Origin of the sequence: Nakamurella antarctica (assembly GCF_003860405.1) — a bacterium.
Lineage (GTDB): Bacteria > Actinomycetota > Actinomycetes > Mycobacteriales > Nakamurellaceae > Nakamurella > Nakamurella antarctica.
In genome coordinates this window covers 3012856-3026572 of sequence record NZ_CP034170.1, presented here as the reverse complement: position 1 = coordinate 3026572, position 13717 = coordinate 3012856, and the positions used below count along the sequence as shown (strand labels likewise).

Genomic DNA, 13717 nt, shown 5'->3' with positions numbered 1-13717 from the left:
GGTGAGAACCGTTGGCGTCCGAGACCGCGCACACCTGCGGAAATGACGTCAACCAACGGCTTCGACCCAGTTCGTAGAGTTGCCGCCATTTCCTTGCATACGTCCCCACTGGCGCAGGCTGGCGCCGGTGACGCAGGGGGATGAACGTCTACGTAGACCAGACGGCGCGCAGGTTGGCTGCCCGTGGGATCGAAGTGGAGATCTTTACCCGAGCAACGTCATCGGACCTTCCGCCGGTGATGGAACTGGTGCCCGGAGTGCTGGTCCGTCACATAGTTGCGGGCCCCTTCGAGGGACTGGACAAAAATGACCTCCCCGGCCAGCTGTGCTCCTTTGCCAACGGGGTCATGCGGGCCGAAGCCAGTCGGGATCGTGGCTATTACGACCTGATCCACTCGCATTACTGGCTCTCTGGCCAGGTCGCCTACCTGGCTAAAGATCGGTGGGGGGTGCCGATGGTGCATTCGGCGCACACCCTCGCAAGGGTTAAAAACGCATCCATGGCCGACGGCGATTCGCCCGAACCTGCCGGTCGGTTGATCGGTGAGGATCAGGTGGTTGTTGAGGCTGATCGACTGATCGCGAATACCCACGCCGAAGCGGCTGACCTCCGTGATCTGTATGGGGCGGACCCGGCGCGAATCGATGTGGTGTTCCCGGGGGTCGACACAGATGTGTTCGTTCCCGGCGATCGGGGGATTGCCCGGCGCCGGTTTGGGCTCGGCGAGAACGAAATCGTCATCGCCTTCGTGGGTCGTATTCAGCCATTGAAGGCGCCGGATGTGTTGGTCAAGGCTGCAGCGGTGCTCGCGGCTAGATACCCGGATCGGCAGTGGCGGATCGTCATTGTGGGCGGGGTCTCCGGTACTGGGCGGGCGGCGCCGCACGCCTTGACGGGGCTTGCCCAGTCTTTGGGGATCGCCGCTCAGGTCACCTTCCTCGATCCGATGCCGCCAGTCGACCTGGTGCAGCTCTACCGCGCCGCCGATGTGGTGGCGGTGCCGAGCTACAACGAGTCCTTTGGGCTGGTGGCGCTGGAGGCCCAAGCCAGCGGCACTCCCGTTGTTGCCGCCGCGGTGGGTGGACTCACTGTTGCTGTGGCAGATGACGTTTCAGGTGTGTTGGTCAAGGGGCACCAAATCCAGGCGTGGGCAGACGCTCTCGCATCGGTGGTTCTCGACCCCGCGCGACAGGCGCGACTTGCTGCTGGCGCTTCCCCGCATGCGGGTCAATTCTCTTGGGAGGCAACGGTGGACTCTTTGATGGCGAGCTATCGCTCGGCGATGCGCTCTGCGAACTCTGGCCTTTCCACATCCATGCCGCAGCAAGTTCCTCGACGGGCGAGGGCGGACCAACGATGAGTGCAGAGGTCTCAGAACTCATCACGTCTGCGCTCACGTCTGCGGGTGTTGACTACACGGAGCCAGAGGACGGGGCGTTCTTGCTGACCCTGCCGGGGGAGCGTCGTTATCGCACACTGGTGTGGCTGCTGATCGGCGACCACGAGCTGTTGATTGAGTCCTTTGTGTGCCGAAAGCCGGATGAGAATTTCGCGGGTGTATACAAGTTCCTGTTGCAGCGCAACAGCAAACTGCGTTCGGTTGCGTATTGCCTCGATGCGGTGGGCGATATTCACCTCGTCGGCCGGATCGGCTTGGATTCGGTAACGCCAGAAGAGATCGACACCGTGCTTGGCGTGGTTCTTCAGACATCCGACGCGGATTTCAACCCCATCCTGGAACGGGGCTTTGCGTCCTCGATCCGTCGCGAATGGGCGTGGCGCACCGACCGCGGCGAATCGCTGGCGAATTTAAAGGCCTTCAAGCATTTGATGGCGCCATGAAGTATCGCGGGCTGCTTGTCGCGGGCACGTCATCGGATGCGGGCAAATCCCTTGTTACTACGGGGATCTGCCGGTTCTTGAGTCGTCAGAAAATCCTGGTGGCGCCGTTCAAGGCACAGAACATGTCGAATAATTCGATGGTCTGCGCAGACGGGGCAGAGATTGGCCGGGCACAGTACTTGCAGGCCCAGGCGGCCAACGCAGAGCCGGAGTCGGCGATGAACCCGGTGCTCTTGAAGCCCGGATCCGATCGGCGCTCACATGTGGTGGTTCGCGGGCGGGCGGATGGAGTTTTGGAAGCTGGCGAGTTTGCCACCGGTCGTAAACACCTGGCTCTGGCGGCTTTTGAGGCTTATGAAGAACTTGCTGCCAAGTACGACGTGATCATCAGTGAGGGTGCAGGTTCGCCGGCAGAGATCAACTTACGCGCGGGCGACTATGTCAACATGGGCCTTGCGCGGCAGTTCTCCTTGCCCGTGGTCGTGGTCGGCGACATTGACCGCGGGGGTATTTTCGCTTCGCTTTACGGGACGGTGGGGCTCTTAGGGGCGCAAGACCGCGCCTTGATTAAAGCCTTCATTATCAACAAGTTTCGCGGCGATGTCACACTGTTGAAACCGGGCCTGGACCAACTGACGCAGATGACGGGGGTGCCGTTCTGGGGCGTGCTGCCCTGGCTTCCCGACGTCTGGCTCGACGGCGAAGACACTCTGCAGGTGGGACGGTGGCGGGACGCAACCCCGGTTGCCACAACGGCTCCCAGGGTTCGGATAGTTGCAGTACAACTACCAAGGCTGTCCAACGTCACCGACTTGGACGCACTGGCAAGCGAGCCCGGCGTCGAACTGATCATGACCACTGATCCGCTGGTGCTGGCTAGCGCCGAGATTATCGTGCTCCCGGGAAGCAGGGCGACCGTGTCGGACCTGATGTGGTTGAAGGAGCGGGGTTTAGCCGAGGTGATCGAAAAGGCCGCAGCGGAGGGCGTCCCGATTCTGGGTATCTGTGGCGGCTACCAAATGATGGCCGGATCGATTGAGGATCCGATCGAATCCAAGGTCGGGCGGGTTTCCGGTTTGGCGCTCCTACCAACGGCAGTGGTCTTCCACGAGGAGAAGGTGTTGGGTCGGCCCACCGGCGAATGGCGAGGGCATCCGGTGCAGGCCTACGAGATTCACCACGGGGTGGCTACCGTGAACTCCGGCGAAGCGTTCCTCGATGGGTGCAGGTTCGGCTCGGTATGGGGCACCACGTGGCACGGCGTCTTTGAAAACGATAAGTTCCGGCGTGCGTGGCTTCTCGAGGTTGCGCCGTCGTTCGTTGCCTCAGACGGACCGGGCTTCGCGGCTGCGCGGGAGGCAATGATCGATACGCTCGCAGACGCGGTAGAGGAAAACCTCGACACCGCGGCCCTTCTCGCCGCGGTAGGGGCATGAACCAGATCTTCGTGATCGGGATCGGGCCTGGTGGGGTCGATCAGCTCACGGTCCAAGCAACGCGCGCGCTGGCCAGTGTCGACGTCTTCTTCGTGCTCGACAAGGGCGATGCCACAGCGGATCTCGTGGCAGTGCGGTCGGAAATGATCAGGCTGTATGCGGGACGCCACCGGGTGGTGGACATCCCGGAAGTGCCCCGGGATCGGCAGCCGGCTGACTACGCGGCCGCCGTGCTTACTTGGCACGACGCGCGCGCGGCGGTCTATGAGACCGCTCTGGCGCAGCTGGCGCCGGGTGAGGTTGGCGCCTTCCTGGTGTGGGGCGACCCAGCTCTCTACGACAGCACCCTGCGGATTTTGGACCGCCTCCCGGTCGAGATCACCGTGATACCAGGCGTTACCAGTGTTGCGGCATTGACGGCCGCGCACCGGATCGTGCTGCATCGCATCGGGGAATCGGTGCACATCACCACCGGCCGCCGGCTTCTCGCAGAGTGGGGTCCTGAGCTCAATGACGTGGTCGTCATGCTCGATTCACATCTGACGTGTCTGCAGATCGCCGAGTCGGGACTCGATATCTATTGGGGTGCCTACCTTGGCACGGCGGACGAGGCTTTGCTCTCCGGATCGCTCGCCGAGGTAGGTGCGGAGCTCGCGATCCTGCGGGCAGAACTGAAGCAACGCAAGGGCTGGATCATGGACACCTACCTAATCCGCCGGCGGTGAACGGCCTCCTTGACGCGGTTGTCATACCTGAAGTACGACAACGACGATTAAGGTGAGTAAAGCACTTCGAGACCAGTTAAAGATTCAGGCTGCCCGCGGGGGCGCTGGTCATTGTCCTTCCCATTACGGCAATCGCGGGACAAGTCGCACCGGGGTGTCTTGAATCCGTGCGGGTGCGGCTTCGGGATTTTCTCGATCTCTAGGTCGACAGATGTGTATGGGTTCGGGAACGCCAACCCGGCTGCCAGCGGAGTTGACGGGACCTAGGCGTCCTCGAGGTCGCCTTCGACGTCGAGGTATACCTGCGCCATCGCCGACATAATTGCCGGGTCGGGTTCGGCCCACAGTCCGCGGTCGGCGGCCTCATTCAGCCGTTCCACGATGCCGCGTAGCGCCCAGGGGTTCGCATGACGCAGGAACGCCTGGTTCTCCGGATCCAGCGTGTACGTTTTCGCCAGCGTTTCGTACATCCAGTCGGGAACAACGCCAGCCGTGGCGTCATACCCGAAGAGGTAGTCGACGGTGGCGGCAAGTTCGAACGCCCCCTTGTAACCGTGTCGGCGCATGGCGGCGATCCAGCGGGGGTTGACTACGCGAGCCCGGAAGACGCGGGCAGTTTCCTCTGTGAGGGACCGGGTGCGGACGGCGTCCGGGGTGGTGGAGTCGCCGATATATGCCGCAGGCTCGGACCCGGTCAACGACCGAACGGTGGCAACCATCCCACCGTGATACTGGAAATAGTCGTCGGAGTCCGCGATGTCGTGTTCCTTGGAGTCGACATTCTTTGCGGCGACGGCAATCCGCCGGTAGTTGGCTTCCATATCCTCGCGGGCGGGCACGCCGTCGAGACCGCGGCCGTAGGCGAACCCGCCCCAGACGGTGTACACCTCGGCGAGATCCCTGTCGTCACGCCAGTTTCCGGACTCGATCAGCGGCAGCAGGCCGGCGCCGTAAGCGCCGGGCCGCGAACCGAAGATTCTGGTGGTCGCGCGTCGGGTGTCGCCGTGCACCAACATGTCGGCATTGGTGTGAGCCTTGACGTAGTTTTGCTCGTCCGTCTCGTCGAGGCCGGCGACCATCTGCACGGCGTCATCGAGCATGCTGACCACATGTGGGAAGGCATCACGGAAGAAGCCGGAAATGCGGACTGTCACGTCGATGCGTGGGCGAGCCAGTTCTTCCAACTCGATCACTTCCAGGCGGCTCACCCGGCGCGATGCCTCGTCCCAGACGGGCGAAACACCCAGCAGGGCAAGAACTTCTGCGATGTCGTCGCCGGAGGTGCGCATCGCCGAGGTGCCCCACACCGACAGGCCCACGTTGCGCGGGTACTCGCCGTTGTCTTTGACGTACCGGTCGATGAGGGAGGTGGCCATCGCGGTCCCCGTCTCGTAGGCCATTCTCGACGGCACTGCCTTGGGGTCGACGGTGTAGAAGTTGCGGCCGGTGGGGAGGACGTTGACCAACCCGCGGAGCGGAGAACCGGACGGGCCGGCGGGGACGAACCCGCCGTCGAGCGCGTGCAGCACAGCCGTCAGTTCGTTGGCGGTGCCCGCCAAGCGCGGCACCACCTCGAGGGTGGCGAATTCCAGAACCTGGGCGACCGCTGGATCGCTGACTTCCCCCAGCACTTCGGCGATGACGCCGGGGATGGCTGCGAGCTCCCAACCAGCGGCCTCGAGCCCTAGAATCAATGCGCGCGCTTGGGTCTCGATGGCATCCACTGCTTTGAGCTCGGCATTCTCCTTCAGCCCCAGCGCGGCGCGAAGACCAGGGACGGCGCCTTGGGCTCCACCCCAGATCTGAGTTGCCCGCAGCACGGACAGCACGAGGTTGACCCGGGCTTCGCCGACGGGCGCTTGGCCGAGAATATGTAGCCCATCGCGGATCTGGCCGTCCTTGATCTCGCAGAGCCAGCCGTCGACGTGCAGGATGAATTCGTCGAACTCTGCGTCTGCGGGTCGGTCGACGGAGTCGGTCATCCCCAGATCGTGATCCAGCTTCGCGGCTTGGATCAGCGTCCAAATCTGCGCCCGGATGGCAGGCAGCTTGGCCGGGTCCATGGCTGCGACGTTGGCGTACTCGTCAAGAAGCTGTTCCAGACGGGAGATGTCGCCATAGGATTCGGCCCTGGCCATGGGCGGGATCAGGTGGTCCACAATGGTGGCGTGTGCACGCCTTTTGGCCTGCGCACCCTCGCCCGGGTCGTTGACCAGGAACGGGTAGATCAGCGGCATATTGCCAATCGCCGCATCGGTACCGCAGCTGGCCGACATTCCGACCGCTTTGCCGGGCAGCCACTCCATGTTACCGTGTTTGCCCAGGTGCACCACCGCGTGTGCGCCGAATTCCTTTTCGAGCCAGCGGTAGCAGGCCAGGTAATGGTGGGATGGCGGCATATCCGGATCGTGGTAGATCGCGACCGGGTTCTCGCCGAAACCACGCGGCGGCTGAATGAGAATGACGACATTGCCAGCCTGCAGCGTTGCCAGCACGATCTCACCCTCTGCGTTGCGAGAAGTGTCCAAAAAGAGTGACCCCGGCGCTTCGCCCCATGTTTCGGTCACCGCGTCGGTGAGCTCCGCCGGTAGCTCGGCGAGCCAGGTGCGGTAGTTCTCGGCGGAGATGCGCACCGGCGAGCCCGAGAGTTGTTCGCTGGTCAGCCATTCTTCGTCTTGCCCGCCGGCGGCGATTAACGCGTGAATCAGCGCGTTGCCCGCGGTGGTGTCCGGCTCCTCGCCTTCGATGGGATCCAGCTTTCCCAGGCCGGGGAGTGCATCCGGGCCATCGAGCGGGCCGAGGTCGTAACCAGCGGCGGCCATCGCGCGCAACAACCGGATCGCCGAGACCGGGGTGTCCAAGCCGACCGCGTTGCCGATCCGGGAATGCTTGGTCGGGTAGGCCGACAGCATGATCGCGATCCGGCGTTCGGCGGGCGGGGTGTGCCGCAGTCGCGCGTGCCCCAGAGCAATACCCGCGACGCGCGCACATCTTTCGGGGTCCGCGACATAGCGCGGTAGCCCGTCTTCATCGACTTCTTTGAACGAGAACGGGACGGTGATGATCCGGCCATCGAACTCGGGGATCGCCACCTGGGTGGCGACATCCAGCGGCGACAGGCCCTCGTCGGATGCAGCCCACGTGGCGCGATCGCTGGTGAGACACAATCCCTGCAGAATCGGGATATCAAGCGCCGCCAGGGCTGCCACGTCCCAAGCTTCGTCATCCCCGCCTGCTGACGCGGTTGCGGGCTTCGTGCCGCCCGCGGCCAGCACTGTCACCACCAGTGCGTCACACGTGCCGAGCAACGCAAGTAAGCCGGACGGGGCGCTGCGTAGTGAACCGCAGTAGATCGGCATCCCGATGCCGCCCGCGGCATCGACGGCGTCGGCCAGCGCGTGGACATAGGCGGTATTTCCGCTGGTGAACTGGGCCCGATAGAACAAGATGCCCACTCGCGGGCCCGTTCCGCCTGCGGGCCGCGGCAGGGCGTCCCACTCGGCGAGCTGTAGTGGCGGCTCGAAACCTTCACCGGTCAGCAGCATGGTGTCGCAGATAAAAGCGTGCAGCTGCACGAGGTTCACCGGCCCGCCTTGGGCGAGATAGAGGTGCGCCTGCGCGGCCGTGCCGACGGGAACCGTGGACAGCGCCATCAACTGCGCGTCGGGGGTTTGCTCCCCGCCAAGCACGATCGTCGGCAGCCCGGCTGCCGCGATCGCATCCAGCTTGTCGCGCCACGACTGGACCGCCCCGAGGATCCGCACGATCACCACTTCGGATCCGGCGACAAACTCTTGCAGCGCGGCGTGATCCATCTTGGTGGGGTTCGCGAGTACGTAGTCGGCCGCACTGGCGCGAGCCGACAGCAGGTCGGTGTCGGAGGTCGAGAGCAGTGCAACGCGGGGCATATCGCTCCTCAGGCCGGGGCCCAAAGACCCGGATCGTAGGTAGAACCGCAGGTCAGGTATCTGACTCCCGGCATTGCCGGTCACAGTGGCTTGGGCCGCCCCGGAATTGCACCGGGTTCCCTCACTTCCTGCGGTTTTCTCCGCTGAGCCTACGTCTTTCGGGTGCCAGCTGGATCGGCCGCCGCCGCCTTCGTGCAACCATGGGGGCGTGCTTGCAGTGACGCCCCCAAACCCCCAGCCGCCGGTCTCCCAACCTCCCGTGCCCCATCCGCATGTGCGGTCAGCAGCCGACGCCTGCCCCGGGGTTCTCAGGCCGTTTCAGGCAGCGGACGGCGCGTTGGTGCGGCTCCGTGTGCCGGGTGGCCGGCTCTCGTTGGCGGCCTTGGGTGTGCTGTCGCAGGCGGCCGCACTACATGCCGACGGGAACATTGCCCTCACCTCACGCGCCAACCTGCAAATGCGGGGGATCACACTCGATGCCAGTGGTGACGTGGACGCGGCGCTGCGCGAGGCGGTCGTTGCGGCGGGATTGCTGAGCAGCCCGAGCCACGAATTGGTCCGCAACATTTGCCTGTCCCCGCTGAGCGGAATCGCTGGCGGGCTTGCGGATATTCGCGGTACAGCTGCTCAGTTGGATGCCCTCCTGTGCGCAGAACCGAGGTTGGCGGCGCTGCCGGGGCGCTTCTTCTTCGTCGTCGATGACGGCCGTGGTGACGTTTTAGATTTGCGGTCCGACCTGGCGATACGCGCTCTCGACACCGTGTCCTGCCGACTCCGGATCGGCGACCAACTGGGCGCGGTGGTGTCGTTGGCGGACGCGCCGCGGGTGCTGATCGAACTGGCTCTGGAATTCCTGCGCTTTCGCGGGACAGCGTGGCATCTGCGGGAGTTGGACGCTGCGGAGCTGGGCCCGCTGGCGACGGAGCTGCTGGGGACAGATGGTGATCCAGCCGCTGGGCCTGCTGACGCTGTGCCTGCTGACGCTGGGCCTGCTGACGCTGTGCCTTCTACCGCTGGGCCTGCTGACGCTGTGCCTTCTACCGCTGTGCCTGTATCCGCTGTGCCTGTATCCGTGCCGCGGGCCGCCAGCAGGATCGCCGCCGATGACGCGACCGTCGCCCTGAGCGTCCACGTACCACTGGGCGTCCTGACCGCACGCCACGTCGAAGCGATCACCGCCGCGGGCGCGAGCCACATCATCCTGACGCCGTGGCGGGGTTTCGTCATGGCAGGCCTCTCCCCCGACGACGTTGATGCCGCGTCCGATAGCCTCACTGCAGCCGGTTTGGTGATGGACGAGGGCTCGATCTGGACGCGGATCAGCGCTTGCACTGGTTCGCCCGGCTGCGCAAAATCGGCAGCCGACACCCACCTCTTGGCCGCCGAACTGGCCGCCGAATTGGACCAACTCGCGTCGCCGCTCCATATCTCCGGTTGCGAGCGGCGCTGCGGGTCGCCAGCTGGTCGTCATCTGGCCGTACTCGCCGGCCACACCACCTACGACCGCGGAACCCTGACCTCCATCGTGCGACCGGATCTGGTCGCGGCCATCACAGAAGCGGACCTTCCTGCATGACGCTCTCCCCGCCGCCCCGCCGCTACAACTACGAGGGTGACGGCGACGAAATCTATCGCCGGTCGTTCGCCATGATCCGAGCCGAAGCGGACCTCACCGTTGTGCCGGCCAATGCCGAAAAGGTCGCCGTCCGGATGGTGCACGCGAGCGGACAAACAGATCTGACGGCGGATTTGCGCATCCATCCCGAACTGGTCCCCGCAGCCAGGGCCGCCCTGCACAGCGGTGCCCCGATCCTGACCGATGCGAACATGGTGGCTGCGGGGATCACCCTTGCGCGGCTGCACGGCGGAAGCCAGGTGCATTGCCTGCTGCGGGATCTCCGGGTTCCAGAGCTGGCAAAGGCGTGGCGCACCACGAGGTCTGCGGCCGCGGTGTCGCTGTGGGACGGCCTGCTGGAAGGCGCGGTGGTGGCCATCGGTAATGCCCCGACAGCGTTGTTTCACCTACTGGAAGTGATCGACGACGGTGGCCCGCGGCCCGCGGCGATCATCGGTGTGCCGGTGGGCTTTATTGGCGCCGCGGAATCCAAGCAGGCGCTCGCAGACCACCCGGCGCAAATCCCGTACTTGGTGGTCCACGGCCGACGCGGTGGCAGCGCCATGGCCGCTTCGGCTGTCAATGCTCTTGCGCAGGAGGAGGAATGATTACTCCCGGCTTGCTGTTCGGCGTCGGTCTCGGCCCTGGCGACCCCGAATTGATCACCGTGAAAGCGGCGAGGCTGGTGGCCGCCGCCGACGTGGTGGCCTACCACTCGGGAACCCACGGCAGGTCCATTGCCAGGTCTATTGCTGCAGACCTCCTGCCCGCCAATGTGATCGAAGAGCCACTGATCTACCCGGTGACGGTCGGCGGAACGAACCACCCGGGCGGCTATTACGGCGCGATGGGCGAATTTTATGACGAGTCCGCGGCCCGACTTGCCGTGCACCTTCGGGTCGGCAGGACGGTCGTGGTGCTCTGCGAGGGCGACCCGCTGTTTTACGGCTCGTACATGTACCTGCACGACAGGTTGGCCGGTGAGTTCGTCACCGAAGTGGTCCCAGGGGTGACGTCCGTGTCGGCCGCATCGGCGGCTGCCGCGTTGCCGTTGGTGCGGCACGAGGACGTGCTCACGATCCTGCCCGGGACTTTGCCAGCGCCGGAGCTTGCCCGTCGGTTGGCAGACACCCAAGGCGCGGCAATCATGAAGCTGGGACGCACTTTTCCCGCTGTACGAGAGGCATTGGCGCAGTCAGGTCAGCTCGCGCGCGCCGTGTATGTCGAGCGGGCATCGTCGGCGGGACAGCGGATGCTCCCCGTCTCCGAAGTGGACCCCACGCAGGTTCCGTACTTTTCGATCGTGTTGGTACCGGGCCAGGATCGCCGCATCGCGGACGAAACGGTTCCAGTGGATCTGAGCCGATCCTTGGCGGAGCCACACGAGTTGCTCGTCATCGGCCTCGGTCCGGGACCGGATTGCTGGGTCACACCCGAAGTAACGCAGGCTCTTTCGGAAGTCGACCACGTGTTCGGGTACGCACCGTATGTGAATCGAGTACCGCAACGCGATGGCCTGACGCGCCACGCGTCGGGCAACACCGTGGAGCTGGACCGGGCCCAAGAGGCGCTCGACCTCGCCGCGATGGGCCAACGGGTGGCCGTTGTTTCCGGTGGTGACGCCGGGGTGTTCGGCATGGCTTCGGCTGTATTGGAAGCTGCCAGGGATGAGCGGTACGCGGGCGTCACAGTGAGGGTTTTGCCGGGAGTGACTGCTGCGCAGGCGGTTGCGGCCCGAGCGGGTGCACCTTTGGGCGGGGACTACGCGGTGATGTCGCTGTCGGACAAACTCAAGCCGTGGTCGGTGATCGAGACCCGGTTGGCTGCCGTCGCGTCGAGCGATTTGGCCCTTGCTATCTACAACCCCGCGTCGAAGACCCGGGTGGATCAGGTGGCCAAGGCTCGGGAAGTACTGCTGCGCAGCAGGTCTGCCGAGACCGTAGTGATTATTGGCCGCGATGTGGGCCGCGCCGAGGAGTCGGTGACGGTGACCACGCTGGGCGAGCTAGACGCGTCATTGGTAGACATGAAGTGTCTGCTGATCATCGGGTCGTCGGGCACTTCGGTGACGCCTCAGGGGGTGTGGACCCCCCGGTACGTCGACTAGCCCGGCGACCCGCTACGCGGACGCTTGCTGTACAGGTGTGACTCGGCGCTGCCCGGCCGGGCCAGAGCTGGTCCCACCAGAATCACCGCCGCCTGCTTCAGCCCCGCTGCCTCAACCTGGTCGGCAATGCTGGAAACCGTTCCTTGCAAGACTATCTCGCGGTCGGTCGATGCATCAGCGACTACTGCCACTGGGCAATCTGGTCCATATTCGGGAAGTAGTTCCGCCATCACCGCCCGGGTGCGAGTGATCGCCAGGTGCAGGGCTAGGGTACCGCCGATCTTCGCGACCTCCGAGAGGCGCTCCGATGTGGGCATGGCCGTCGACCGTGCTTGCGCCCTGGTCAAGATGACAGTCTGCGCAAGTTCGGGGACTGTCAGTTCCCGGCCGAGGATGGCCGCTGCCGCCGCGTAGGCAGGCACGCCCGGGGTGACATCCCATGGCACACCGGCGTCGTCGAGGCGCCGGGTCTGCTCTGCGAGCGCCGAATACAGAGAAGGGTCACCCGAACAGAGTCGGGCCACGTCGTGGCCGGCGCGGTCGGCCTCCACCAGGTGAGAGATAATGGCGTCAAGATCCAAGTGCTGGGTGTCGATGAGCTGTGCGCCAACAGGACAGTGCTGCAAAACCGCGGCGCCGATGTACGTCCCGGCGTACAGGCACACCGGCGAAGCCCCGAGAATACTGGCCGCGCGAAGGGTGAGGAGGTCGGCTGCGCCGGGGCCAGCGCCGACGAAGTGGACCGTCATAAGTCTCCCTGGACGTTCTGCTCGTTGGCCTGCTTCGGAGTGGCCGAATGTTGGCTGGTTGACCGCTTGGTGATGGACCACTGGGTGATCGGACGGGCCGGGGTGAATCCGGTGAAGGTTCCGATGGCCTCGGCCCGGCTGACAGCGAGCTGGATGAGTTCGCCGCCGAGGCGCGTAAACCACTGGAAGAGAACACCTTCCGTCTCAAGCGTGACGCCGTGCACGACGAAACGGCCACCGGGCAGTAGCGCTTCCCAGCAAGACTCGAGCACGCCGGGTGCGGTGGCGCCGCCGCCAACAAACACAGCGTGAGGCGCTTCGAGATCGGCGAGCCCACTCGGGGCTGAAGATATGACGATCTGCACGCTGGGGACACCGAGCATGCTCGCGTTGCGGGCGATCCGCTGTGCGCGTTCCGAGTTCTTTTCCACTGCAATAGCTCGACAGGTGGGGTGGCTGCGCGCCCATTCGACGGCGACTGAACCCGCTCCCGCGCCGACATCCCAGAGCAACTGGCCGGGAACCGGTGCAAGCCGGGCCAGCGCGCTGGCTCTCACATCGCGCTTGGTGATCTGGCCGTCATGTTCGAAGGCGTCGTCGGGCAGGCCGGGAACGGCAGCCAGCAGAACGGTTTCGGGAGATGGGCGGCATTCGATGCACAACAGGTTGAGTGCCGGGACTTCGCCGCTCGGCCACGATTCGGCGCAGGCACTGGCGCGAAACGCTTTTGTTGTTCCTAGGTTTCCGAGCACCGTGATGGTGCTGGTCCCATATCCGGCTCCCACCAACAGGTCCGCCACGCGCTGGGGAGTGCGCGAATCGCTCGACAGCACGATAACCCTGCGACCGGGGGCGAGCTCACGTAGCACTGCGTGCGGATCGCGCCCGACAAGAGTGACGGCGACCGTGGTCTCGCTGGCCCAACCCATAGCGGCACGAGCGAGAGCGAGGGAGGAAACTGCGGGCAGGATGTGCACACGTGCCGCGCCGATGAGGGCGATGATGGTGCTGCCGATGCCGGAGACCAACGGGTCACCGGAGGCCAGTACGACAACGTCACTGTTCTCGTTTTCGGTCAGTATCGCGGCAAGTGCCGGCAGCAACGGGGACGGCCACGCGCGCTGGGTCTGCGCGGGATGGGTGGGCACGAGGTCGAGTTGCCTGGCGCTTCCGACCACCACGGAGGCAGCGGCGATGCGGGACCGTGCCTGCTCGCCCAACTCCGCCCAGCCGCCGGCGGGCAGCCCCACAATGGAAACGGTGCGCGGATGGTCAGGGGCTCTCACGCTGCCACCCTATTCGATTGCTGCTGGTATCAGAGGTGATACCGTCGG

General features: G+C 64.9%; 9 protein-coding genes, 1 pseudogene and 1 riboswitch. Of the genes and pseudogenes, 7 read left to right on the top strand and 3 right to left on the bottom strand.

The window, feature by feature from the left end:
- Nucleotides 1-42: 42 nt before the first annotated feature.
- The 4 genes and pseudogenes from mshA (at nucleotide 43) to cobF (ending at nucleotide 4004) form a co-directional block, all read left to right on the top strand.
- Nucleotides 43-1361, top strand: a pseudogene (gene mshA / locus EH165_RS13585) (D-inositol-3-phosphate glycosyltransferase).
- Entirely contained in the window at nucleotides 1358-1843 is a 486-nt protein-coding gene (locus EH165_RS13580) for a type III secretion system chaperone family protein (RefSeq protein ID WP_124799928.1), read from the top strand. Before mshA ends, EH165_RS13580 begins: the two are co-directional and overlap by 4 nt.
- Nucleotides 1840-3279 carry a cobyric acid synthase gene (locus EH165_RS13575; RefSeq protein WP_124799927.1) on the top strand — a complete coding sequence of 480 codons (1440 nt, stop codon included), beginning with the start codon at nucleotides 1840-1842 and terminating at the stop codon, nucleotides 3277-3279. Before EH165_RS13580 ends, EH165_RS13575 begins: the two co-directional genes overlap by 4 nt.
- Nucleotides 3276-4004 (top strand): precorrin-6A synthase (deacetylating), encoded by a 729-nt coding sequence (gene cobF / locus EH165_RS13570; RefSeq protein WP_124799926.1) that lies wholly within the window; start codon nucleotides 3276-3278, stop codon nucleotides 4002-4004. Before EH165_RS13575 ends, cobF begins: the two co-directional genes overlap by 4 nt.
- Nucleotides 4005-4267: 263 nt before the next feature.
- On the opposite strand, the gene cobN is transcribed toward cobF, so the two are convergent.
- Nucleotides 4268-7912 (bottom strand): cobaltochelatase subunit CobN, encoded by a 3645-nt coding sequence (gene cobN, locus EH165_RS13565; protein ID WP_124799925.1) that lies wholly within the window; start codon nucleotides 7910-7912, stop codon nucleotides 4268-4270.
- A gap of 34 nt (nucleotides 7913-7946) precedes the next feature.
- Nucleotides 7947-8079: riboswitch (cobalamin riboswitch) on the bottom strand.
- 92 nt (nucleotides 8080-8171) lie between these two features.
- Here cobN and cobG point away from each other — a divergent pair.
- Genes cobG through EH165_RS13550 form a run of 3 tightly spaced genes read left to right on the top strand, consistent with a single transcriptional unit; the run spans nucleotide 8172 to nucleotide 11634 of the window.
- On the top strand, nucleotides 8172-9488 hold the full coding sequence (gene cobG / locus EH165_RS13560; protein ID WP_206425969.1) for a precorrin-3B synthase: 1317 nt from the start codon (nucleotides 8172-8174) through the stop codon (nucleotides 9486-9488).
- A complete protein-coding gene (locus EH165_RS13555; RefSeq protein ID WP_124799924.1) occupies nucleotides 9485-10135 on the top strand; it encodes a precorrin-8X methylmutase in 651 nt (216 codons plus the stop codon). The genes cobG and EH165_RS13555 overlap by 4 nt, the downstream gene beginning before the upstream one ends.
- Nucleotides 10132-11634, top strand: coding sequence for a precorrin-2 C(20)-methyltransferase (locus EH165_RS13550; RefSeq protein ID WP_124799923.1), 1503 nt, complete (start codon nucleotides 10132-10134; stop codon nucleotides 11632-11634). The genes EH165_RS13555 and EH165_RS13550 overlap by 4 nt, the downstream gene beginning before the upstream one ends.
- On the opposite strand, the gene EH165_RS13545 is transcribed toward EH165_RS13550, so the two are convergent.
- Both EH165_RS13545 and cbiE read right to left on the bottom strand, forming a co-directional pair.
- Nucleotides 11631-12383: a cobalt-precorrin-4/precorrin-4 C(11)-methyltransferase gene (locus EH165_RS13545; protein ID WP_124799922.1), complete on the bottom strand. Its 753-nt coding sequence runs from the start codon at nucleotides 12381-12383 to the stop codon at nucleotides 11631-11633. The genes EH165_RS13550 and EH165_RS13545 overlap by 4 nt on opposite strands.
- The gene (cbiE, locus tag EH165_RS13540; RefSeq protein ID WP_124799921.1) at nucleotides 12380-13669 is read right to left on the bottom strand and encodes a precorrin-6y C5,15-methyltransferase (decarboxylating) subunit CbiE; all 1290 of its coding nucleotides are present in this window, start codon (nucleotides 13667-13669) and stop codon (nucleotides 12380-12382) included. The genes EH165_RS13545 and cbiE overlap by 4 nt, the downstream gene beginning before the upstream one ends.
- Between the last annotated feature and the right edge of the window lie 48 nt (nucleotides 13670-13717).

What these genes read in the sequence shown, in the direction of transcription:
- EH165_RS13575 (WP_124799927.1), top strand. Translation starts at nt 1,840, where the DNA reads ATGAAGTATCGCGGGCTGCTTGTCGCGGGCACGTCATCGGATGCGGGC.
- EH165_RS13545 (WP_124799922.1), bottom strand. Translation starts at nt 12,383, where the DNA reads ATGACGGTCCACTTCGTCGGCGCTGGCCCCGGCGCAGCCGACCTCCTC.
- cobF (WP_124799926.1), top strand. Translation starts at nt 3,276, where the DNA reads ATGAACCAGATCTTCGTGATCGGGATCGGGCCTGGTGGGGTCGATCAG.
- cobN (WP_124799925.1), bottom strand. Translation starts at nt 7,912, where the DNA reads ATGCCCCGCGTTGCACTGCTCTCGACCTCCGACACCGACCTGCTGTCG.
- EH165_RS13555 (WP_124799924.1), top strand. Translation starts at nt 9,485, where the DNA reads ATGACGCTCTCCCCGCCGCCCCGCCGCTACAACTACGAGGGTGACGGC.
- EH165_RS13550 (WP_124799923.1), top strand. Translation starts at nt 10,132, where the DNA reads ATGATTACTCCCGGCTTGCTGTTCGGCGTCGGTCTCGGCCCTGGCGAC.
- EH165_RS13580 (WP_124799928.1), top strand. Translation starts at nt 1,358, where the DNA reads ATGAGTGCAGAGGTCTCAGAACTCATCACGTCTGCGCTCACGTCTGCG.